The organism is Streptomyces sp. NPDC050439, assembly GCF_040655335.1.
In the GTDB taxonomy this organism is placed as follows: Bacteria; Actinomycetota; Actinomycetes; order Streptomycetales; family Streptomycetaceae; genus Streptomyces.
On the sequence record NZ_JBFAJT010000016.1, the window covers coordinates 80,834 to 102,067 of the forward strand.

Genomic DNA, 21,234 nt, shown 5'->3' on the forward strand with positions numbered 1-21,234 from the left:
GCCCCCTGAACAGGAGTCCCGGCGATCCCCGTTGGCTCCTCTCGCGGACAGTAGTGGGCCGGTGCCGGCGGTACGGACTCTCCCCAGCGGCACGCAGGGGTTTATGGGCGTGTCCTCAAGGGCGGTTCAAGCGCTTCCGGACCGATTCATCTGCGCAGCACATCAGGCGCCGTCTCGGATTCCTGGAGGCCCGCTCGAATTTGGCTGCCGGAAAGGCGAGACGCATTGCCCGGCCGTGACACGTGTGGATAGCGTTTCGTCAACTGGAGGAGTGCTGCCATGCCGACTCAGCAACCGCACCAGCCGTCACACGAACTCGAGGCCGCCGCCCTGCGCGCGTACGGCACGCTGTCGGCGGGCCGCGCGCAGCCCGTTCCCGTCCCTTGCCCGGGCGTCGGCGGCGTCCTTGGGCTCACCGTCTTCCTCACGGTGTACGCGGCCCATGAACTCGAATCCGAACGGGCCCGATAAAGCCGTGAATTGCGCCTGAGGTCCCCCGCTCGAATATGCCTCGAGCGCTCATGGAACGCCCGTCGCGTGTCCGTCGCGCCCCCGTCGCGCGCTCATGAATTTGCCTTGCGGGCATTTGGCGACCCGCGCAGTATTGGGTTGCTCGAAATTCCCCATCCCCCTATTCATGTGCCATCGACAGACGACGCCGCGGGATCGGAGCCTCATGGAGGACGTCATGCGGGGGATTCGCATCCGTGGGGCATCGCAGCAGCCCGAGTGGAGCGACCCCCTGCAAGTGCGCAGGGTGGGCCAGGCGTTGGCCGCACGCCCCCCGCTCGTACGGGCCGACGACGTGGCCACGCTGCGGACGCTGCTCTCCGGGGTGGCACTCGGCGAGGCCATGGTGCTGCAGAGCGGGGACCGCGCCGAAGACCCGGGGGAGTGCACCCGCCATCACGTCGCGCGCAAGACTGCCCTCGTGGACCTGCTCGCCGGCACCCTCGGCCGCGCCACCCACAAGCCCGTCCTGCGCGCGGGCCGCATCGGGGGGCAGTTCGCCAAGCCCCGCTCCCGGGCCACCGAGTGCGTCGACGGCGTCGAACTGCCCGTGTTCCGGGGCCACATGGTCAACGGCCCCGAGCCGGACCACGAGACCCGGCGCCCCGACCCCCTGCGCATCCTCACCGGCTACATGGCCGCCGACGACATCGTCGGGCACCTGGGCTGGCGCGAACACCCCGCGGCCGGCGACACCGCGGACCACCGGGTGTGGACGAGCCACGAGGCACTGCTGCTCGACTACGAGATACCCCTGCTGCGCACCGACGACCGGACGGGCCGCCTGTTCCTCGGCTCGACCCACTGGCCGTGGATCGGTGAACGCACCCGCCAGGTCGAGGGCGCCCACGTCGCCCTGCTCGCCCGGGTGAGCAACCCGGTCGCCTGCAAGATCGGCCCCAGCACACGCCCCGGCGACCTGCTCGCCCTGTGCGAGCGGCTCGACCCGTTGCGCGAGCCCGGACGGCTCACCCTCATCGCGCGCATGGGGGCCGACACCGTCGCCGAGCGGCTGCCGCGCCTCGTCGCCGCAGTACGCGGCGCGGGCCATCCCGTCGTCTGGCTCAGCGACCCCATGCACGGCAACACCGTGACGGCGCCCGGCGGCCGCAAGACCCGACTCGTGCCCACCGTCTCGCTGGAGGTGTCCCGGTTCGTCGATGCCGTGCGCGGCGCGGGCGGCGTCCCCGGGGGTCTGCACCTGGAGACCACCCCCGGCTATGTCACCGAATGCGCCACCACCGAGGCCGACATCGACTCCGTGGGCGAGCGCTACACCTCGCACTGCGACCCCCGCCTCAATCCCTGGCAGGCCAGATCCGTGGTCTCGTCCTGGACCGCCTGAGCCACCGGGAAAGCCACCAGGAAGTGGAGCCATGACCGGCATACCCCCCATCACCCCCTACCCGCTGCCCGCCGCGGGCGACCTGCCCGCCCCCGTGGTGCACTGGAGCGCGCAGCCGCACCGGGCGGTCCTCCTCGTCCACGACATGCAGCGCTACTTCCTCAAACCGTTCCCCGACACCCTGCGCGCGGAGCTGGTGCGGGGCACGGTGCTGCTGCGTGAACGCTGCGCCGCCCTCGGCGTCCCGGTCGCCTACACCGCCCAGCCCGGCGGCATGAGCGACGCACAGCGCGGCCTGCTCAAGGACTTCTGGGGCCCGGGCATGCGCACCGCCCCCGAGGACCGCCAGGTGGTCGACGCGCTCGCGCCCGCCGAGCACGACCGGATGTTCACCAAGTGGCGCTACAGCGCCTTCTTCCGCACCGACCTGCTCCAGTGGATGCGCGAGCAGGGCCGCGACCAGCTCATCCTCTGCGGCGTCTACGCCCACGTCGGCGTGCTGGCCACCGCCGTCGAGGCGTTCACGAACGACATCCAGCCCTTCCTCGTCGCCGATGCCACGGCCGACTTCTCGCAGGCCCACCACCGCTCGGCCCTCGCCTACGCCGCCGAGCGCTGCGCCCGCGTCACCACGGCCAAGGACGTGTTCGCATGAAACAAGGCCCCTTCGCACCGCACCGGAACAAGAGCACCGGCGACCTGCTCGACCGGGCGCTGGCCGGGGAGCTGGGGCCCTATGCCCTGCTGCACCGGCCCGGCATGGGCGGGCCCGGCGTCGTCGACGTGCTCACGGGCCCGGTGTCCCTGCCCGCCACGCTCGCCGACATCCCGCTGCCCGCCTCCCGGGGCCTCGGCGCGCACCACGAGGCCTTGGTCGTCGTCCCCTACCGGCAGCTCGCCGAGCGGGGCTTCGCCTGCGCCGACGACGGGAGACCGCTGGTGGCGATGACCGTGACCGGGCAGCAGCAACTGCCCCTGGGCGAGGCGCTGGCCCGCCTGCCCGACGTGCCGACCCCATTGTCCGGCGGCGGCTTCGACGTCGACGACGCAGCGTACGAGGAAGTGGTGCGCCGCGTCGTCAAGGAGATGATCGGGACGGGAGAGGGCGCGAACTTCGTCATCAAGCGGACCTACGTCGCCGACATCACGGACTACGGGCCGCGCAGCGCCCCGGCCATCTTCCGGCGGCTGATGGAACGCGAGTCGGGCGTCCACTGGACGTTCCTGATCCACACCGGGACCCACACCCTGGTCGGCGCCTCACCCGAGCGCCACGTCAGCCTCCACGACGGCACGGCCGTCATGAACCCCATCAGCGGCACCTACCGCTATCCGCCGACCGGCCCCACCCTCGCGGGCGTCCTGGACTTTCTGGGCGACCGCAAGGAGACCGACGAGCTGTACATGGTGCTCGACGAAGAACTGAAGATGATGGCGCGGATCTGCGGCCAGGGCGGCCGCGTCGTGGGCCCGTACCTGAAGGAGATGGCCCGCCTCGCGCACACCGAGTACTTCATCGAGGGCCGCACCGACCGTGACGTGCGGGACATCCTGCGCGAGACGATGTTCGCGCCGACGGTCACCGGCAGCCCGCTGGAGAGCGCCTGCCGCACCATCCACCAGTACGAGCCGGGCGGCCGCGGCTACTACAGCGGCACCGCCGCCCTCATCGGCAGGGACAGCCACGGGCAGCGGGTCATGGACTCCGCGATCCTCATCCGTACCGCCGACATCACCCCCGAGGGGCGCGTCGGCATCGGAGTCGGCGCCACCATCGTGCGCCACTCCGACCCCGCGTCCGAGGCGGCGGAGACCCGTGCCAAGGCCGCCGGACTGGTCGCCGCCCTGAACGGGGACGGCACGGACCGCTTCGCCGCCCACCCGAGCGTGCGCCGCGCCCTGCAGCGGCGCAACGACGCCATCGCCGACTTCTGGCTGACCGACACCGCGGCCCGCGCCACCGGGCCCGGGATGCTGGCCGGGCGCAGCGTTCTGGTCGTCGACGCCGAGGACACCTTCACTTCGATGATCGGGCAGCAACTGCGCTCCCTCGGCCTGCGGGTGACGATCCGCCGCTACGACGAGGAGTACTCCTTCGACGGCCACGACCTGGTCGTCATGGGCCCGGGCCCGGGCGACCCGCAGGAGGCAGCACACCCCAAGATGCGGCACCTGCACACGGCCGTCGACACCCTGCTGCGCGAACGCAGGCCGTTCTTCGCCGTCTGCCTCAGCCACCAGGTCCTGGGCCTCAGGCTGGGTCTGCCGCTGCGCCGCAGGGCCGTGCCCAACCAAGGCGTGCAAAGGGAGATCGACCTGTTCGGAACCGCCGAACACGTCGGGTTCTACAACACCTTCGCCCTGGTCAGCGACGACGACTTGGTCATCCCCGACCGAGTGGGCCCGGTCCGGGTCAGCCGGGACGCGGCCACCGGGGAGGTACACGCGCTGCGCGGCGAGAACTTCGCCTCTCTCCAGTTCCACGCCGAGTCCGTGCTCACCAGGGACGGCATCCGCATCATCGGCACGGTCCTCACCGACCTGCTCGCGCTGTCCCCCGCCTCCCGCGCCTCCTGACCGGCAGGGGCGAAAGACGGGGCGACAGGGTTCAGAGGGCCGCGACCGCCTCGACGACCGACGCGTGCGGCGAGGGCTCGACGAAACGCGTGACGGCGAAGCCCGCCGAGGTCAGCAGCTCCTCGTACTCCGCGCGCGTACGGCCCCTGCCGTTGAGGACCGTCATCATCAGCATGTCGATGGTCTTGCCCGGGTGCGGCTCGTTGCCCGCCGGGATCATCGCGTTGACGGCAAGGAGACGCCCGTGCGCGGGCATGGCGGCGCGGCACGTCCGCAGGATCCGCAGACACTGCTCGTCGGGCCAGCTCGCAAGGACGTGCTTGAGGAGATAGACATCGGCGCCGGTCGGCACGGAATCGAAGAAGTCCCCGGGCACCGCGCTCCACCGCCCGGTCAGGTCCGGCACGTCCAGCACATGCCCGGCCACCACGTTCTCCAGGTCGACGAGCGTGCCCGTCAGGTGGGGGTTGCGCCGAAGGACCGCACGCAGCAGACCGCCGCGCCCGCCGCCCACGTCGACGACGCTCTTGGCGTCGGGGAAGTCGCATACCTGGGCGATGTCGTTGCTCAACGCCTCCGAGAACGCCGCCATGCTGGAGTTGAACGCCCGGCCGAACCGCGGCTCGGCGGCGACATAGTCGTAGAACGGGATGCCGTACAGATCCTCGAAAGCGGTGGTGCCCGTGCGGACCGCGTCGTGCAGGTGGCCCGCCGACTCCCAGAAGGGCCGCTCGCCGCGCACCATGATGTAGTCACGCAGGGACCGCTCCGCGTCCGTGCGCAGCGGCTCCGCCAGCGGCGTGAGATGGAAGAGGCCCTCGCCGTCCTCGCGAAAGACGCCCTTCGTGGCCAGGAACCGCAGGAGCCGGTACAGGTGCGGGCCGTTCGCCCCCACCTCCTTGGCCAGTTCGTCGGCGGTGCGCGGACCGTCCACCAGGTGGTCGGCCACACCGAAGCGCGCAACTGTGTGCAAGGCCGCCGAGTACACATAGCCCAGGGCGAGTTCGAGCAGCTCCTCGGGGTGGTCGCCTGCCATCGGTAAAGGTCCTCTCCCATGCCGTACGAGGTCTCGGGGTGCACGGAGGATGCACGAGGTCCGGCATGCGCGTCTCAGCCTGGGCCCCGCGCGTCGCACGCTGCTCGAACACCGCTCGACCCCGCCCCGAGCGGACCCCGCCAGAATTCAGCCGGACCGTCCGACCACGCCGCTGAGGGGACACCATGGCTGACGACGTACCGCACGGCTTCACCGACGCCGCCGAACTGCGCCGCAAGAACCGTGCCACCGTCGAGAAGTACCTGGCGGACACCAAGGGGCAGGCCCGGCTGCGCCGGCACGAGCTCTTCGTCGAGCGCGGCAGCGGCGGCCTGTGGACCAGCGACACCGGGGAACCCATCGTCATCAAGGGCCGCGACCGGCTCCGCGAGCACGGCGTGTGGTCGCTCAAGATGTTCCCCGACTGGGAGTGGTACAACATCCAGGTCTTCGAGACGCAGGACCCGGACTTCTTCTGGGTCGAGTGCGACGGACACGGAAAGATCCTCTTCCCCGGATATCCCGAGGGCACCTACGAGAACCACTTCCTGCACTCCTTCGAGCTGGACGACGGGAAGATCGTGCGGAACCGCGAGTTCATGAACCCCTTCCAGCAGCTGCGGGCCCTGGGCATCCCCGTGCCCAAGGTCAGGCGCGAGGGCATCCCCACCTGAGAACCGGCCGCACGAGTGACGAGAGGGTCTCAGCCGATTCCCGCAAGACGCAGCAGCAGGCCCTTGACCTCGGTGGCGGCCAGCGTGCCCGCCACTTCCCCGGGCCGTGAGCACAGCAGCACCGGCCCGTCCTCGGGGCGATCGGGGAGCCGGCCGTGGCTGCCGCGCACCGGCGCCGGGTCCAGGGGCACGACGGCCATCCGATAGCGCATGCCCAGCTTCTTGCGGGCCAGCGCCTTGGCCGCCTTGACCTTCACGTAGGGGTCGAGCGGGTCCATGAACAGCTCGGCGGGGTCGTATCCCGGCTTGCGGTGGATGTCGACGAGCCGCGCGAAGTCGGGGGCACGGGCGTCGTCGAGCCAGTAGTAGTACGTGAACCATGCGTCGGGTTCGGCGACGGCGACGAGCTCGCCGGAGCGCGGGTGATCCAGGCCCTGCTCCTTCTTTCCCGCGTCGTCCAGGAGTTCGCCGACCCCGGCGAGGGACTCGAGGACCCGCCGCACTCCGGCCAGGTCCGCGGGATCGCGCACATACACGTGCGCGAGCTGGTGGTCGGCGACGGCGAAGGCCCGCGATGCCATCGGGTCCAGGTACTCCATGCCGCCCTGGGTGTGCACCTCCAAATAACCGGCGCGGCGCAGCGCGCGGTTGATGTCCACGGGACGGCTGACGTTCGTGATGCCGTACTCGGACAGGACGACGACCGTGCGGCCCTCGGCGTCGGCCTCGTCGAGCAGCGGCGTGAGCGCCGCATCGAGCTCGGCGGCGGCCCGCAGCGAGCGCGGGTCGTCGGGGCCGAAGCGCTGGAGGTCGTAGTCGAGATGCGGGACGTAACACAGTGCCAGGTCCGGCTGCCGGGTGCGGTTCAGGTACCGCGTCGCGTCGATGATCCACTGGCTGGAGACCAGGTCAGCCGTGGGCCCCCAGAAGTTGAAGAGCGGAAACGTGCCCAGCTCGTCCGTCAGCTCGTCGTGCAGGGCCGGCGGCCGGGTGTAGCAGTCCGGCTCCTTGCGGCCGTCGGCGTAGTAGACCGGGCGCGGGGTGACCGTGAAGTCGGTGTCCGCGCCCATCGCGTACCACCAGCAGACATTGGCGACGGTATAGCCGGGGTACAGGCGGCGGGCCGCGTCCCACAGCTTCTCGCCCTGGACGAGCCCGTTGTGCTGGCGCCACAGGAGTACGTCGCCGAGCTCGCGGAAGTACCAGCCGTTGCCGACGATGCCGTGCCCGGCGGGGGTGGTGCCGGTGAGGAACGTCGACTGGGCGGCGCAGGTGACGGCAGGCAGGACCGTGTCCAGACCGGCGCGCGAACCACTGCCGCCGAGCGCCTTCAGACGTGGCATGTGGTCCAGGAGCGCGGGGGTCAGGCCCACCACGTCCAGGACGAGCAGCGGCGTCGGGCGGGTCGTCGTCACGTCTGCTCCTTGAGTCCGATGCCGGTCAGCAGATCACTGGCCAGGGCGAGTTCGGCCGCGATGCCGTCGGCGAGCTCCGCGTCGGTGTCCGGCCGGGCCGCGGCAGGCAGGGCCTGCCAGGTGTAGGTCTCGACCTCGAAGTGCCTGCTGCGTGCCTCGGCCCCGCCGACCAGCGTGGCGAGCGACTCGGCCAGCACGTCCAGGGTGGAGGTCAGCGGTGGCGCGGGCGGGGCGTGCAGCGGCACATGGAAGTGGGCGCGCCAGGGCACCTCGTCCGGCAGCGTGTCCCCGGCCAGCGCGGGACCGAGATCGTCGGTGGCGTACAGGGTGCCGTCCATGCTCGCCCGTGTCTGGTGCAGGAACCGCGGTTCGTCGAAGGCGGCGAGCGCGGAACGGACCTCAGGATCACGGGGGTTGTCCGCGTGCAGGGCCGCCGAGAGCTGCACCTTGGGTATCGACACGCCCGCCTGCATCAGGGCGGCGAGCGCCGGCGCCGGCTCCTCGAAGCTCGTCGCGAGGTGGCAGGTGTCCAGACACAGGCCGATGCGATGGCCCGGCAGGTCGGCGAGCGGGGCGATGGCGTCGGCGGTGGTCTCCACGGCGCAGCCGGGCTCCGGCTCCAGCGCGAGACGGATCGAGCGGCCGGTGGCGGACTCCAGCGCGTCCAGACGGAAGGCCAGTTCGGACAGGGCTTTGTGCGTGATCTCGGCTGCCTGCTCGTCGAATCCGGTGCGCCAGGCCAGCGGCAGGGTGGAGATGGTTCCCTCGGAGACGTCGGGCGGCAGCAACTGGGCGAGCAGGCAGGCCAGGTCGCTGGTGTACTCCAGGCGCTCCGGGTCGGCCCAGTCCGGTTTGTACACGCGGTACTTGACCTCTTCGGCGCCGAAGCCCTCATAGGGGAAGCCGTTGAGGGTGACGACCTCGAGGCCGCGCCGGTCCAGCTCGGAGCGGAGCCTGCGCAGCGCGTGCCGGTCGGTGTTCAGGGCGCGGACCGCGTCGCGGGCCAGCCACAGGCCGATGCCGAGGCGCTCGACGCCGAGCCGGCTGCGGACCGGCTCGCAGTGGGCGCCCAGCTGGTCGACGACGCCGTCGAAGGTCTCGGCGGGATGCACGTTCGTGCAGTAGGCGAGGTGCACGGTCGAGCCGTCGGGATGCAGGAAGCGCACGCCTCACTCACCCCCGCGGAGGATGGAGTTGCCCTCGTGCAGGGGCTGCGCTCCCGCTTCGGTGACGTCGAGCCGGAGCCTGCCGCTGAGTCCGTAGAAGGCGACCGGGTTGCGCCAGAGCACCAGGTCGACGTCGTCCTCGCCGAATCCGGAGGCGAGCATGGCGTCGGCGACCTTGCGGGTCTTGAGCGGGTCGCTCTTGCCCCAGTCGGCGGCGGAGTTGACCAGGACCCGTTCGGGCCCGTGATCACGCAGGATGGCCACCATCCGGTCCTCGTCCATCTTGGTGTCGGGATAGACGGAGAAGCCGAGCCAGCAACCGCTGTCCTTGGCCTCCTTGACCGTGGTCTCGTTGAGATGGTCGATCAGAACACGGTCCAGCGGCAGCGCGGACTCCCGGACGACGTCGATGGTGCGGCGCAGGCCGGCGAGCTTGTCGCGGTGCGGGGTGTGGACCATCGCGGGCAGGCCGTGCTCGGCGGCGAGGGAGAGTTGCGTGGACAGGGCGGTGTCCTCGGCGGGGGTCATGGAGTCGTAGCCGATCTCGCCGACCGCCACGACGCCGTCCTTGACCAGGTAACGGGGCAGCTCGTCCAGGACCGCGGTGCAGCGGGGGTCGTTGGCCTCTTTGGGGTTGAGGGCGATGGTGCAGTGGTGGGCGATGCCGTACTGGGCCGCGCGGAAGGGCTCCCAGCCGAGCAGGGCGTCGAAGTAGTCGTAGAAGGAGGCGGGTGAGGTGCGGGGCTGACCCAGCCAGAACGCGGGCTCGACGACGGCACGGACGCCGGCCGCGTACATGGCCTGGTAGTCGTCGGTGGTGCGCGACGTCATGTGGATGTGGGGGTCGAAGATGCGCATCAGGCTCCCTTGGCCGTCAGGGCGAGCACGTGATTCAGGTCATCGGGCACCGGTCGTCCCGCGGCGGTGCGCTCCGCGGCGAAGTCCCGCAGCATGCGGGCCAGTTCGCCGTCGCCCCGGGCCCGGTCGGCCAGGGCGGCGACGGCGGCCAGCGGCACCTGGGTGAACAGGCACTTCAGCACGGCGTGGCGCCAGGCATGGGCGTCCAGATGCGCTGCGGCGTACGCCCCGACGGCCGCGGACACGAGCCGGGTGTCGTTGGTGCGCAGGGCGTCCTCGACCAGCGGCAGCGCCTCCGGGCCCCGGACCAGGTGGGGCAGGGCGAGCAGGACGGCACGGCGCTCGGCCGCGGCGCCTTGTCCGTAGACACGGGTGAGGGTGGCCGGGTCCGCTCCGGCCGCGTGCAGGAGCAGTACGCGGGCGGCATCCGCGTGGTCCTGGCCACAACGACGCCCGGCTTCGGCAAAGCGCAGCTCCCACGCCGGCATCTTCCGCGGCGCGGGGTCCTTCGGGGCGGTGCGCGCGTCGTCGAGGGCGGCGTCCAGCCAGGCCGCGCTGTCGGAGCCGACGCGGGTCAGGAGTTCCTCGCGGGTGCTCAGCATGCAGGGTCCTTCAGTCGGACGGTGCCGGGGATACGGCGGTGTCGCGCCGCGCCGGGCGCTGCGATCGCCGCCGGTGGTGGCGGTGCGGCCGGGGGCCGGTGCGCCGCGGCCGCGGGGTGCTGTGCGCGCAGGAACTCAAGCGATGTGCGGGCGAGTTCAGGGCCCGCGTGCGAGTGGCGTGGCAGTTCGACCACGGTCAGGCCCTGGTACCCGGAGGCATCGAGCGCGGCCAGCACGGGCGGGAAGTCGATCTCGCCGTCCCCGAAAGGCAGATGCTCGTGGACCCCGCGCCGCATGTCCTCGATCTGCACGTGCCGCAGCCACGGCGCCGAGGCCTTGACGCACTCCTGCGGCGACAGCGGCTCCAGGCACCGGCAGTGCCCGATGTCGAGGGTGAGCCCCAGCAGGGGGTGATCGCCGAGCATGACCCGCAGCCGGTGGAAGTCGGCCAGCGATTGCACGAGTTGCCCCGGCTCGGGCTCGAAGGCGAGGGGCACATCGGCCTTCTCCGCCGCGTCGACGACCGGGCCGAGGGCATCGGCCAGCAGCTTCCAGGCGGTGTCCTCGTCGACGTCCGGCGGACGGACGCCGCTGAAGCAGTGCACCGCGTGGGCGCCGAGCTCCGCGCCCACCCGCACCGCCGTGACGAGCAGCGAGGTCCGCGCCGCGCGCGCCCCGGGGTCCGCGTCGAGCAGGGTCGGGCCGTGCTTGCGGCGGGGGTCAAGGACGTAGCGGGCGCCGGTCTCGACGGTCACGGACAGGCCGAGCGCGTCGAGGCGGCCCGCGACGTGGCTCACCCGGTCGGCCAGACCGGGCCCGAGCGGGTCGAGGTGCATGTGGTCCAGGGTCAGACCCACGCCGTCGAACCCGAGGTCGGCAAGGAGGCCCAGGGCGTCGTCGAGCCGCAGGTCGGTCAGGCCGTTGGTGCCGTAGCCCAGGCGAAGGCTCATGTGGGGCTCACCTTCCGGGCGATCCGGCGGGCAACGGGGACGAGCCCGGTGAGCAGCGCCGCAGGGGCGAGCGCGCCGGAGCGTGCCGCGAGGGCCGCCTGGAGCGGGATCATGGCGCGGATGCCACCGCCGACGGCCTGCTGGGTCAGCGCGGGCGAGGGGTTGAGCGCGGCGTGCAGGAACGGCCGCGCCGCCGTCGCCACGTAGGCACCGGCGAGTGCGACACGGACGGAGCCCCGGGGTGAGACGGCCCCGAAGCGGCCGCCTCCGACGACACCCGGACCGTGTGAGGTGCCCCTGCCACGCGGGCGGCCTCCCGCCCCGGCCAGAGCCCCGATCGCCGCTGTCGCGCCCAGCGCGGCGAGCGACCTGCCCGGCGAGCCCCCGCGGGTCTCGGTGCGGGAGACGGCGGTGAGGGCGTACGTGTGCGCGCCGAGCGCGGCGGCGGGCAGCAGGGCACGACGCACCGCCGGGCCCGAACTCCCGGTGCCGGAAGGAGAGGCGGCGGTCGCCACGGCTCCCAGCAGAAGATCGAGCGCGCGCGCCGTCGCCATCGCGGCCGGGCCCGCGGGGGTGTGCTTCAGGCGCAGGTCGTAAGCCCACACCGTCCCGGCGAGCGCGGTGGCGGTGAGCGCGGCGCGGCGGCCCGCGGCGAGGGCGAGGCCGACCCCGGCCACGGTCAGTCCCGCGGCCGTCGCCAGCGCCTGCCCGGACGTGATCCGGCCCGAAGGGAGCGGCCGGTGCGGACGCTCGACGGCGTCCTCCTGCTGGTCGGCCCAGTCGTTGAGCGCCATCCCGGCCTCGTACAGGCACAGCGAGGCACCGGCGGCGAGCGCGGTACGGGCGCCGGGGCGCAGCCCGCTCGCCGCCGCCCCGGCGAGCGCGTCGCCGGGGACGGTGAACAGGGCGGAGACACGCAGCAGTTCAGCCCAGTCTCGGGGCCTGCTCACTTGGCCTCCCGCAGGCGCGCGACGAAGCCGACGAGGGCGTCGTACTGCTCGGCGAGCGCCGACGAGCCGCCGTCCGGATCCTTGAAGTAGAAGCCGAGTCCGGGCAGGGGTCCGGTGATGCCCGCCTCGTGGGCGCGGGCGGCGAGCCGGGCCAGGTCGAGCACGAGCGGCGCCGCGAGGGCCGAGTCGCAGCCCTGCCAGATGGTCTGCAGGATCATTCGTGAGCCGAGGAAGCCCTCGAAGGCGACGTGGTCCCAGGCGGTCTTCCACTCGCCGAGTGCGGGCACGTCGTCGATGTGCACCTCACCCTCGGGCAGCGACCCGAGGGTGTCCTCGAGGACCCGGTTCTTGCCCGCGTTCTTCGCCGCGGCGGCCGCGGAATCGGCGAGCGCCGCCCCGTCGCCGCCGCCGAGCAGATTCGTGCCCGACCAGGCCCGTACGTCTAGGGCCCGCTGCCGGAACATGGGCGCGAGCACCGCCCGCAGCAGCGTCTGCCCGGTCTTGCCGTCCCGGCCCGCGTACGGCACCCCGGCGGCGGTGGCCGCGTCGGCGAGCGCCGGGTGACGTATCCCGGTCGACGGCGTGAAGTTCACGTACGCGCAGCCCGCGCGCAGGGCGGCGGCGGCGTACAGCGAACTGCTGGGCAGCCGCGGGGAGCCCTCGGCCGGAGCGGGCTCGGTGGAGGCGACGTTCACCACGACGGTGCGGGCGACGCCGGTGCGCCGCGTGAAGTCGGCGATGTCGGCGGCGAAGGCGGCGATCAGCTCCTCGTCGCCGCGGGTGTCGCCGGGCAACGGCCCGCCGGGGCGTATCTCCCGGTCGGCCGCCGCCAGTTCACCCTGTACGGCGCGTGCGAGCCCGTGCGGCAGGACACCCTGCTCGGCGAGGGCCTCGGCGCGCTTGGGCAGCGGCCAGTCGACGGTGTCGTGACCGCCGAAGACGAAGGAGGACAGGGCGGGCAGAGCGGCAGCCGTGAAGGGCTCGGTCTCGGTGACCATGCCTGTGGGCGGACACAGTCCAGCGGCGAGGGCGGCGCACCCGGCGACCGCGGTCGTGGCGACGGAGCCGCGGGCGCCGATGAACCATACGCCTGTGCCGGTCCCGCCATCGGGGCCGATGCGGGGACCGGTCGGCTCGGCATGCTCGGACACGGAAGTCCTCCTGGAGAGCATCGGTTCGGCGGGGGGCGGCGTGCGCTCCGTCGCCGGAATCTGACGTACCGTAGATCCATTCGGAGAGTACCGTACGTCCGGTCTTTTTCCAGGGGTCCGTCTGCGGCATGGATGCGGTCTCAAGCAAGGTTCGAGCCGGACTGCGACTGCGGCTGCTGGTGCCCTCAATTCCCGCGCATGCAGGGTGTATTAGGGTGAAATATAGGGCAATGGCGGTTGCTCTTCCCAGGGTTTCGTCGCCGCGAGGAGGTCTGCGGGCGCTGTGGGCGAGCGTGGCTGACTCCCTCTCTGGAGGCTTGTGGCGGGCTTTTCGGCATCAATTAGCAAACCGAATGGTCTGCTTCCTTGGTTCCCGGTGAAGTGCGCCGGGCTCAGCCTCGCCCGGGCCCGGCCCTCCGGAACCTCTGATTCCGGCCAGGAGTTGGAAGGGTCGGGGGGTATCGCCTGGTCGGCCCCTCGAAGCCGGTGCCCTTGCCGCACACCGGTGTGCGGTGGTTGGGGCGAGTCGCGCTGCGTCATTGATCCAGCCCGATCTGTCGCAATACTGGATCTAAAACCGGCAAGTTGGTTTTATATGTACCAAGGAAAGTCCCTCTGTAGCGGGAGAGCAACAGTGAGCCAACAGGAACGGGCCGCCCGTACCCAGACCGCCCTCATCAACTCGGCGGCCGAGCTGTTCGAGCGGCACGGCTATGAGAAGGCCAGCCTGAACGAGATCAGTTCGGGTGCCGGGGTGAGCCGTGGGGCCCTGCATTTCCATTTCGACAGCAAGGCCGAGGTGGCCGGCGCCGTCGAGAGCGCCGCCGCGCGCGCTCTGCGCCAGGCGGTGGAGAGCGTGCCGTCGCACGACGTGAGTGCGCTTCAGGGGCTGACGGACCTCTCGCACCGGTTGGTCCATCTCCTGCTCTGGGATGTGGTGGTGCGGGCCGGATTCCTGTTGAGCTGTGAGGCGGGGGAGCGCGCACGCCGCGACCTCTGCCAGGAGTGGCGGACCTACGTGCACGGGTTCGTGGCCCGCGCCGCGGACGAGGAGTCGCTCGCGCCGGGCGTCTCGCAGGAGGGCGTCGTGAACGCCGTGGTGGCCACGACGGTGGGCCTGGCGGTGCTGAGCCGTGCCGACAAGGAGTGGCTGACCGATCAGACGCTCACCAGCTTCTGGAAGGCGCTGCTGCCCTCGGTTGCCGACCCCCGCACGGCGCCCCGGCTCAACCCGGCGGGCACCAGCTCGCCCCATGACGGCACGCACCATGTGCCACCCGGCTGACCTCCCGACTTCTGTCCGGGAGCGGCCAGTTGTCCGAAGCCATCAATTCGTCCTTCGACATCGAACACGAAGGCTACGCTTCGGGCTTCAGCAGGCCGGGACGGTGCCACGGCGGAACATGCCGGCCGGGCAACACGTCTCCTGAGCAGGGGGGTTGGGCGCAATGAGGCAAAGACAGGGTTTGCTCGAGGGAAGAGTCGCGCTGATCACCGGGGCGAGCAGCGGCATCGGTGCCGCGGCGGCCCGGGTGTTCGCGGGGGAGGGCGCGCGGGTGGTCCTGTTCGCCCGGCGCGAGGAGCGCATCGCGAAGCTGGCGGCCGAACTGAGCGCGGACGGCGCGCAGGCCTCGTACCGCACGGGGGACGTCCAGGTCTCCGCCGACGTGGAGCGCGCCGTGGCGTACGCGGTGGAGACGTACGGGCGTCTCGACGCGGCCTTCAACAACGCGGGCACCGGGGGAGAGCTGGCACCGCTGCACCTGCTCGACGACGCGTCATACGACCTCGTCATGGACACCAATGTGCGCGGCGTGTGGAACTGCCTGCGCCACGAGATCACGGCGATGACCGAGACCGGGGGCGGCTCGATCGTGAACACGAGCAGTGTGGCGGGCCTGGTGGCGAGCTCCGTGCCCGCGCCCTACATCGCGGCCAAGCACGCCGTGATCGGCCTGACCAAGGCGGCCGCGGTCGAGTACGCGCGCAGTGACATCCGGGTCAACGCGATAGCCCCCGGTCTGACGCGCTCCGAGATGGTCGAGGACTGGTTCGCCCGGGTGCCCGGGCAGGAGGCGAAGAGCATGGCGTCCGCGCCGCAGAACCGGATGGCCGCGCCGGAGGAAGTCGCCGAGGTGGCCGCGTGGTTGTGCAGTGAGCGGGCCTCGTTCGTCACCGGGGCCACCGTGCCCGTGGACGGTGGCCGCACCACCTGGTGACGCGGAGCGGTTCAGCCGACGGAGGCGGGCTGCTGCGCCGCCTCCGTCTCCTGGGCCGCTTCCATCTGTGCGTACAGGCGCGCACCGCGGTCGGGCGACAGGTCGAGGCGGGCCAGGATGGCGGGAATGGCGATCGTCGGCATCAGGTGCTCGTACAGCACGGCGATCCGGCGCTCGACATCCGACATACCCGTCTCCAGCTGGGAGAACAGCTGCACGCCGTGAAACGCGCTGGCCACCAGCTCGGCGGTCTGCTGCGGCACGACGTGGCCGAGGATCTCGCCGCGTTCCTTGGCCTCGGCCAGCGCCCGCGCCGAGCGCTCTATCAGCACGGGCCAGGCACTGCCGTAGTGCTCCCTGCCCAGCGGGTCGGAGGAGAGCACGGCGCCCGCGCGCACCACCGGGTCGCGCGGCAGCTGGTATGCGATCAGCAGGCCCTGGTCCATCCACTCCTGGACCTTGAGCTCCTGGGGTGGCAGGGGTCGTTCGACCTGCGCCTCGATGATGCCCCGCGCGAGGGCTTCCTTGGAGTCGAAGTGGAAGTACAGGGCGCCCTTGGTCACGCCGGCCACCTTGAGGATGTCCGACACCGTGGCCGATGAGTAGCCGTACTCCGCGAAGACCCTTGCTGCGGCCTCCACCACGGCGCGGCGGGTTCGCACTGCACGTTCTTGTCGCGCCACGAGACCATCCCTTGTGCTCAGTGCCCGTGTCCAGAGCGGTGGATGAGTGAAAAGAAACCGTCTAGAGGGTACCTTACACGCGCTTGTTGTCACAGACCGTGGCCATGACGCGGGTGCTGACGGTGCCGGTCACCGGCTCCGGCAAAGGCTGTGCCGCTGTGCCTCCGCCCGACCCCGATCCGCAAAACAGGCGTTGCGGTCTGGATGAGCCGCGGCAGATGCCCCGCCGACGAGCAGGAGCGGAGCTTTCCCGTCCAGGATCGGACCGCTCGCGCCGCCGCGTGGTCAGCCGATCTTCATCGTCGCCATCATGCCCATGGCCGAGTGGTCGAGCATGTGGCAGTGGTAGACGTACTCACCCCGGTAGGTGTCGAAGGTGGCCTGCAGCTTGACCGTCTCGCCGGGCAGCAGCCGCACCGTGTCCTTCAGACCCGCCTCCTCGGGCCCCGGCGCCGCGCCGCCCCGCTCCAGGACCCGGAACTGCACCAGGTGCATGTGGAAGTTGTGCGGCGCCTTGGTGTTGGCGTTGGTGACGGTCCAGACCTCGCTGGCACCGGCGCGGATGCGCGCGTCGACGCGCGCGGGGTCGTAAAGCTTCTCGTCGATGTACGCCTTGGGGCCGGGCCGGCCGTCCTCGTCCATGCGCAGGACGACCGAGCGCTCGGCGGTGGGCGCGGGCAGCGGCGGCAGCTTGCGCAGGACGTCCGGCACCGAACTGCTGTCCTTGGCGGTGCGCACCACGTCGAACCGCATCACCTGGCCGGTGTCCGCGTTCGCCCCGAAGCCGGTGTTCTTCAGGACGATCTTGGTGCCGACGGGGTAGCGGGAGAAGTCCACGACCACATCGGCCCGTTCACCGGACGTCAGGTACACCGCCTTGGTGGTGTGCGGGCGCGGCAGCAGACCACCGTCGGAGGCGATCTGCACCATATCGCCGCCGTCCTCCAGGCGCAGTTCGACGAAGCGCTGGTTGGAGTGGTTGGCGAAGCGCAGCCGGTAGGAGCGGGCGGCCACCTCGAAGTACGGGGACGGCGCCCCGTTCACCAGGATGGTGCTGCGGGCCCGGTCGCTCATCTGGTAGACGAGCGCGCCGGTGGCCGTGTCGAAGTGCGCGTCGCGTATCCCGATCACGACGTCGTAGGCGCCCTTGGGCAGTGGCAGCGCCTCCTCCTCGTCGTCGGTGAGGAGGTAACTGCCGTGCATCCCGCGGTAGACGTTCTCGGACTCCACGTGGTGGGCGTGGTCGTGGTACCAGAGCGAGGCGTGCGCCTGCTTGTTGGGATACGTGTACTCGCGTCTGGTGCCGGGCGCGATGGTGTCCATCGGGGAGCCGTCGTCGCTCGGCGGCACCGAGGCGCCGTGCAGGTGCATGGAGGTGTCCACGGCCAGCTCGTTGCGCTGACGGATGACGACCGGCCGCCCCCTGCGGGCCTTGATGGTGGGGCCGGGGAACTGGCCGTTGTAGGTGCGCAGTTCGGTCTTCAGGCCGGGCAGGATTCCCCGGCTGACGGTGCGCATGGTCATGTCGTAGGTGTCCGTGCCGTTCGCGGTGCACACCGGCTTGAGCACGGGAACCAGCGGCATCGGCTCGGCGAACGGCTGCACCGCCGTGCCGGCGGCGGGCTCCGGGGTGGCCGCCTGCGCGTTCAGGACGGGCAGCAGCGAGACCCCGGTGAGCCCGACGCCCGCGGCGGACAGTCCTGCACCGAGCACTCCGCGACGGGTGGCCATGGGCGTTCCTCCTACTGCCTTCGGGACAAGATGTGCGAGAGCAGGTCAGCACGCGGAACTCGGGCTTCCCTCGCGCGCGGCCCGCACCGCGTCCCCCGCGCGGCCGGACACGGCACCGCTCGACGGCCGCTCGACCCGGGCGCGGGCGGAGTGCCACAGCCTGTGCGCGTCGAGGCGGCGAGGCCCTCAAGAAGCAACGGCCCGCCCTCGTACGGCACGTCGGCCCATGGAACGGAGATCCCATGTACGCGGAGGTGGCGGAGTTCTACGCCCGCCAGATGCGGCGCCTCGACGAGGGCGACGCCGAGGGGTGGGCTGCCACCTTCACCAAGGACGCGGTCTGCCGGATCTCCAGCCGGTCGGAGCCGATGCGCGGTCGCGCCGGACTGATCGCGGGAGCCCGCGCGGCGACGGAGGCGATCGCCGCGGCCGGCGAGCGGCGCCGCCACATGACCGGCATGTTCGAGATCGAGGAGCGCCCCGACGGCGCCGTGCACGTGCGTGCGAACACGGTCGTCTACGCCACCGACGCGAGCGGCGCCTCACGCGTGCACCAGGTGTGCACCTGCAGGGACACCCTGGTGCGGGACGCGGGGCCGGGGCGCGAACTCCTGGTCGACGACCGGCACATCGACGTTCTCGGCCAGGGCCCGTCGGTCCCGTAGACGGCAAGGGAACAGTCATCCCCACCTCGGACGGGAGTACGGTCTGTGGCGGCATGCTCACCGACTCAATGGGAGACACCTTGTTGCGGCACCTGAGCCTGGTCGCGGTGAACATCGACGGCGTGCTCCTCAACGACAGCTTCAGCCCGGTCATGCGGCGCCTCGTTGAATCGCGCGGGGGAACCTACAGTGCCCGCTTCGAGCGGGAGCTCCTGTCGCAGCCGCAGCTCGTCGCCGCCCAGCGGGCGGCGGACGAACTCGGCGGCACGGCGGAGCAGTTGCTCAAGGACTACTTCGCCCAGCGCGAGGAGTACATACGGGAGCACCCGGTGCATGTGCTCGACGGCGCGGCCGAACTGCTGGAGACGCTGCGCTCGCTGGGCGCGAGGACGGTCTGTTACGGCGGTCTTGAGCGGTCGCACTTCGACCGCCACCTGGGCCGGTTCGCCCACTGCTTCGACGAGCCCGGCTACGTCTGCACCAATGACTTCCGCCCCGGCATCCAAGAGATCACCGAACTCTTCGGGCTCCGCCCCGACCAGGTGCTCTTCATCGACGACGTGGCCCGCGTCGCGGAGACCGCAAGGGACGTCGGCGTCGCCTTCATCGGGCACCCGGTCGACTCCGAGCACGACTTCCAGCGACAGATGATGGTGGAGGCCGGAGCCCGGCACATCGTCGGCTCGCTCAAGGACATCGACGAGACCTTGCTGCGGGCCGTCGACGCGGAGGCGGCCGCCGGGGCCCTCTGGCGCTGACCGCCGGGCCGGACCACCGACATCCGGACGCCGCGACCGCCATGGACCTTTCCTGGAGATCCGCTCAAGACGACCGGGCGCGCCGCCGATCCTTGGCTACTGTGCTCGCGACGGCGACAGGAGCCGCTGAGGGCGAGTCGACGATTCCGACCCGGTCCGCGAACGCCGCGGCCAAGACCCCGCGCGACCGACTCGCCCGGTGGGGCCACGCCCCGCGCGACGCACGGGCCGTATGCCCTGCGCGGCCTGACCCACAGCGGACGATCGGGGAGGAACCATGGAAACGGACCGAGCGCCGCAGGAGTCCTCACCCGGTCCCGCGCGGCGGCCACCGCTTCCTCCGGGCACCTACCTGGGGGTCTTCGGGCTGCTGATCGGCATGTTTCTCGGCATGCTCGACGCACTGATCGTCGGCACGGCGCTGCCGACGATCGTCGGCGAACTCGGGGGCCTCGACCGCTTCGCCTGGGTGGTGACGGCCTATCTGCTCGCCACGGCCGCCTCCACGGCGATCTGGGGCAAGCTCGGCGACCTCCTGGGCCGAAAAGGCATCTTCATGGCCGCGGTCGTGCTTTTCCTGATCGGCTCCGTGCTCTCCGGCATGGCACAGGACATCAACCAGCTCATCGCCTTCCGGGCCGTGCAGGGACTCGGCGCCGGCGGGCTCATGGTGGGTGCCCTGGCCATCATCGGGGTGCTCGTCCCGCCGCGGGAGAGCGGCCGCGTACAGACCATGCTCGGTGTCATGATGCCCATCGCCTATGTGGCGGGGCCACTCGTCGGAGGCTTCTTCACCGACCATCTCAGCTGGCGCTGGGTCTTCTACATCAACGTGCCGCTCGGGGCCATCGCCCTGATCGTGGTGGGCATCAGCATCAAGCTGAAGCCGGCCACCCGCGCGGTGCGGATCGACTACCCGGGCGCCCTGCTCCTGGTCGTCTCCGTCGTGTCCGTGACGCTGCTCTCCACCTGGGGAGGCGGCGCGTACGACTGGCTGTCGCCCCAGATCCTGGGGCTCGCGGTGACCGCGGTGGCGGCGACCGCATGGTTCGTGCGGGTGGAGCGCCGGGCCCCCGAACCGCTGATCCCGCCCGGCCTCTTCCGCAACCACAACTTCGCCGTCGCCCAGGTGCTCACCTTTCTCCTCGGTGCGCTGCTGATCGGGGCCACCAACTACCTCCCGCAGTACATGCAGTTCGTCAAAGAGCTGTCGCCCACCGTCAGCGGCATGCTGCTGTTGCCCCTGATGTTCGGCATGCTCGGCGTGCAGACGCTGGTCGGACGGCGGATCAGCACGACGGGCAAGTACCGCCTCTACCCGATCCTGGGCGGCCTGGTGAGTGTCATCGGCACGCTGGCCCTGCTCACGTTCCAGGTGGACACCGCGGTGGCCGTCGCCTCCGCGACCACCCTGATCCTCGGCATCGGCCTGGGCTTCATGATGCAGAGCACCCTGCTCATCACGCTGAACAGCGCGGAGCCCCGCGACATGGGCGCCGCCAGTGGCTCCCTCACCCTGATCCGTACGGTCGGCGGCTCGCTCGGCGTCGCCGCGCTGGGCGGCGTCTATGTGGCACGTATGGCCGATGAGTTGACCGCCAGGCTTGGCACGCGCGGGGCCGAGAAGCTGACCGGGCCGGACAGCAGCGTGACACCGGAGATGCTCACGGACATGCCGCAGCAGGTCCGGCACGCCTACCAGGCCGCCGTCACCAGTGGCCTGCACGGCACCATCGTGGTCGCGCTCGTGCTCTCCGTGCTGATGTTCGCGGTGTCCTGGCTGGTGAGGGAGGTCCCGCTGCGTACCGTCGCGGGCCAAGACCTGGACGACGACGACACGGCCCCGCGCGTATCCCCGGCCGCCCCCGAGCGGGATGCCGCCCCGCCCGCTCACTGACGGGCCCCTCGACCACAGACCGGGTGTCGCCGCGAACCATCATCCCC

Annotated in this window: 20 protein-coding genes; 10 read left to right on the forward strand and 10 right to left on the reverse strand. The window is 71.3% G+C overall.

The annotated features are described in order from the left end of the window. Positions 1-279: 279 nt before the first annotated feature. The 4 genes from AB0I66_RS42120 to AB0I66_RS42135 all read left to right on the forward strand — a co-directional run bounded on the left by AB0I66_RS42120 (position 280) and on the right by AB0I66_RS42135 (position 4,432). A complete protein-coding gene (locus AB0I66_RS42120; RefSeq protein ID WP_363213395.1) occupies positions 280-471 on the forward strand; it encodes a hypothetical protein in 192 nt (63 codons plus the stop codon). Between the two features lie 205 nt (positions 472-676). Next, entirely contained in the window at positions 677-1,855 is a 1,179-nt protein-coding gene (locus AB0I66_RS42125) for a 3-deoxy-7-phosphoheptulonate synthase (protein ID WP_363213396.1), read from the forward strand. A gap of 31 nt (positions 1,856-1,886) precedes the next feature. Further along, positions 1,887-2,510, forward strand: a complete 624-nt coding sequence (locus AB0I66_RS42130) for an isochorismatase family protein (protein ID WP_363213397.1) — start codon at positions 1,887-1,889, stop codon at positions 2,508-2,510. Beyond that, the gene (locus AB0I66_RS42135; protein WP_363213398.1) at positions 2,507-4,432 is read left to right on the forward strand and encodes an anthranilate synthase family protein; all 1,926 of its coding nucleotides are present in this window, start codon (positions 2,507-2,509) and stop codon (positions 4,430-4,432) included. The genes AB0I66_RS42130 and AB0I66_RS42135 overlap by 4 nt, the downstream gene beginning before the upstream one ends. Before the next feature lie 31 nt (positions 4,433-4,463). Here AB0I66_RS42135 and AB0I66_RS42140 read toward each other — a convergent pair whose 3' ends face one another. Then, positions 4,464-5,468 carry a methyltransferase gene (locus AB0I66_RS42140; RefSeq protein ID WP_363213399.1) on the reverse strand — a complete coding sequence of 335 codons (1,005 nt, stop codon included), beginning with the start codon at positions 5,466-5,468 and terminating at the stop codon, positions 4,464-4,466. A gap of 185 nt (positions 5,469-5,653) precedes the next feature. Between AB0I66_RS42140 and AB0I66_RS42145 the strand changes: the two genes are divergently transcribed. After that, positions 5,654-6,142 carry a PhzA/PhzB family protein gene (locus AB0I66_RS42145; RefSeq protein WP_363213400.1) on the forward strand — a complete coding sequence of 163 codons (489 nt, stop codon included), beginning with the start codon at positions 5,654-5,656 and terminating at the stop codon, positions 6,140-6,142. Between the two features lie 29 nt (positions 6,143-6,171). On the opposite strand, the gene AB0I66_RS42150 is transcribed toward AB0I66_RS42145, so the two are convergent. The 7 genes from AB0I66_RS42150 to AB0I66_RS42180 are packed head-to-tail and all read right to left on the reverse strand — an operon-like array spanning position 6,172 to position 13,234. Continuing rightward, the gene (locus AB0I66_RS42150; RefSeq protein WP_363213401.1) at positions 6,172-7,557 is read right to left on the reverse strand and encodes a nucleotide pyrophosphatase/phosphodiesterase family protein; all 1,386 of its coding nucleotides are present in this window, start codon (positions 7,555-7,557) and stop codon (positions 6,172-6,174) included. After that, complete coding sequence (gene eboE / locus AB0I66_RS42155; RefSeq protein WP_363213402.1) at positions 7,554-8,723, reverse strand: metabolite traffic protein EboE; 1,170 nt, start codon at positions 8,721-8,723, stop codon at positions 7,554-7,556. The genes AB0I66_RS42150 and eboE overlap by 4 nt, the downstream gene beginning before the upstream one ends. Positions 8,724-8,726: 3 nt before the next feature. Continuing rightward, complete coding sequence (locus tag AB0I66_RS42160; protein ID WP_363213403.1) at positions 8,727-9,581, reverse strand: TatD family hydrolase; 855 nt, start codon at positions 9,579-9,581, stop codon at positions 8,727-8,729. Next, positions 9,581-10,183: an EboA domain-containing protein gene (locus AB0I66_RS42165; RefSeq protein WP_363213404.1), complete on the reverse strand. Its 603-nt coding sequence runs from the start codon at positions 10,181-10,183 to the stop codon at positions 9,581-9,583. Before AB0I66_RS42165 ends, AB0I66_RS42160 begins: the two co-directional genes overlap by 1 nt. Then, the gene (locus tag AB0I66_RS42170; protein WP_363213405.1) at positions 10,177-11,133 is read right to left on the reverse strand and encodes a sugar phosphate isomerase/epimerase family protein; all 957 of its coding nucleotides are present in this window, start codon (positions 11,131-11,133) and stop codon (positions 10,177-10,179) included. Before AB0I66_RS42170 ends, AB0I66_RS42165 begins: the two co-directional genes overlap by 7 nt. Further along, complete coding sequence (locus AB0I66_RS42175; protein ID WP_363213406.1) at positions 11,130-12,083, reverse strand: SCO3242 family prenyltransferase; 954 nt, start codon at positions 12,081-12,083, stop codon at positions 11,130-11,132. Before AB0I66_RS42175 ends, AB0I66_RS42170 begins: the two co-directional genes overlap by 4 nt. Continuing rightward, entirely contained in the window at positions 12,080-13,234 is a 1,155-nt protein-coding gene (locus AB0I66_RS42180) for an inositol-3-phosphate synthase (RefSeq protein WP_363213407.1), read from the reverse strand. Before AB0I66_RS42180 ends, AB0I66_RS42175 begins: the two co-directional genes overlap by 4 nt. Positions 13,235-13,868: 634 nt before the next feature. Between AB0I66_RS42180 and AB0I66_RS42185 the strand changes: the two genes are divergently transcribed. Together AB0I66_RS42185 and AB0I66_RS42190 are read left to right on the forward strand one after the other, a co-directional pair. Further along, a complete protein-coding gene (locus AB0I66_RS42185; RefSeq protein ID WP_363213408.1) occupies positions 13,869-14,519 on the forward strand; it encodes a ScbR family autoregulator-binding transcription factor in 651 nt (216 codons plus the stop codon). A gap of 163 nt (positions 14,520-14,682) precedes the next feature. Next, positions 14,683-15,453: a glucose 1-dehydrogenase gene (locus AB0I66_RS42190; RefSeq protein ID WP_363213409.1), complete on the forward strand. Its 771-nt coding sequence runs from the start codon at positions 14,683-14,685 to the stop codon at positions 15,451-15,453. Positions 15,454-15,464: 11 nt separating this feature from the next. Here AB0I66_RS42190 and AB0I66_RS42195 read toward each other — a convergent pair whose 3' ends face one another. After that, the gene (locus AB0I66_RS42195) at positions 15,465-16,115 is read right to left on the reverse strand and encodes a ScbR family autoregulator-binding transcription factor (RefSeq protein ID WP_363213410.1); all 651 of its coding nucleotides are present in this window, start codon (positions 16,113-16,115) and stop codon (positions 15,465-15,467) included. A 306-nt stretch (positions 16,116-16,421) separates the two neighbouring features. Next, a complete protein-coding gene (locus AB0I66_RS42200; protein ID WP_363213411.1) occupies positions 16,422-17,867 on the reverse strand; it encodes a multicopper oxidase family protein in 1,446 nt (481 codons plus the stop codon). A 242-nt stretch (positions 17,868-18,109) separates the two neighbouring features. On the opposite strand from AB0I66_RS42200, the gene AB0I66_RS42205 reads away from it, so the two are divergent. The 3 genes from AB0I66_RS42205 to AB0I66_RS42215 all read left to right on the forward strand — a co-directional run bounded on the left by AB0I66_RS42205 (position 18,110) and on the right by AB0I66_RS42215 (position 21,187). Then, positions 18,110-18,532, forward strand: coding sequence for a nuclear transport factor 2 family protein (locus AB0I66_RS42205; RefSeq protein WP_363213412.1), 423 nt, complete (start codon positions 18,110-18,112; stop codon positions 18,530-18,532). A 53-nt stretch (positions 18,533-18,585) separates the two neighbouring features. Next, complete coding sequence (locus AB0I66_RS42210) at positions 18,586-19,290, forward strand: HAD family phosphatase (RefSeq protein WP_363213413.1); 705 nt, start codon at positions 18,586-18,588, stop codon at positions 19,288-19,290. Between the two features lie 277 nt (positions 19,291-19,567). After that, positions 19,568-21,187, forward strand: coding sequence for an MDR family MFS transporter (locus tag AB0I66_RS42215; RefSeq protein WP_363213414.1), 1,620 nt, complete (start codon positions 19,568-19,570; stop codon positions 21,185-21,187). Positions 21,188-21,234 lie beyond the last annotated feature (47 nt).

Excerpts from the sequence above, each read along its gene's own strand:
- AB0I66_RS42120 (WP_363213395.1), top strand. The coding sequence starts at position 280 with ATGCCGACTCAGCAACCGCACCAGCCGTCACACGAACTCGAGGCCGCC.
- AB0I66_RS42125 (WP_363213396.1), top strand. The coding sequence starts at position 677 with ATGGAGGACGTCATGCGGGGGATTCGCATCCGTGGGGCATCGCAGCAG.
- AB0I66_RS42130 (WP_363213397.1), top strand. The coding sequence starts at position 1,887 with ATGACCGGCATACCCCCCATCACCCCCTACCCGCTGCCCGCCGCGGGC.
- AB0I66_RS42135 (WP_363213398.1), top strand. The coding sequence starts at position 2,507 with ATGAAACAAGGCCCCTTCGCACCGCACCGGAACAAGAGCACCGGCGAC.
- AB0I66_RS42140 (WP_363213399.1), bottom strand. The coding sequence starts at position 5,468 with ATGGCAGGCGACCACCCCGAGGAGCTGCTCGAACTCGCCCTGGGCTAT.
- AB0I66_RS42145 (WP_363213400.1), top strand. The coding sequence starts at position 5,654 with ATGGCTGACGACGTACCGCACGGCTTCACCGACGCCGCCGAACTGCGC.
- AB0I66_RS42160 (WP_363213403.1), bottom strand. The coding sequence starts at position 9,581 with ATGCGCATCTTCGACCCCCACATCCACATGACGTCGCGCACCACCGAC.
- AB0I66_RS42165 (WP_363213404.1), bottom strand. The coding sequence starts at position 10,183 with ATGCTGAGCACCCGCGAGGAACTCCTGACCCGCGTCGGCTCCGACAGC.
- AB0I66_RS42170 (WP_363213405.1), bottom strand. The coding sequence starts at position 11,133 with ATGAGCCTTCGCCTGGGCTACGGCACCAACGGCCTGACCGACCTGCGG.
- AB0I66_RS42190 (WP_363213409.1), top strand. The coding sequence starts at position 14,683 with ATGAGGCAAAGACAGGGTTTGCTCGAGGGAAGAGTCGCGCTGATCACC.
- AB0I66_RS42200 (WP_363213411.1), bottom strand. The coding sequence starts at position 17,867 with ATGGCCACCCGTCGCGGAGTGCTCGGTGCAGGACTGTCCGCCGCGGGC.
- AB0I66_RS42205 (WP_363213412.1), top strand. The coding sequence starts at position 18,110 with ATGTACGCGGAGGTGGCGGAGTTCTACGCCCGCCAGATGCGGCGCCTC.
- AB0I66_RS42210 (WP_363213413.1), top strand. The coding sequence starts at position 18,586 with ATGCTCACCGACTCAATGGGAGACACCTTGTTGCGGCACCTGAGCCTG.
- AB0I66_RS42215 (WP_363213414.1), top strand. The coding sequence starts at position 19,568 with ATGGAAACGGACCGAGCGCCGCAGGAGTCCTCACCCGGTCCCGCGCGG.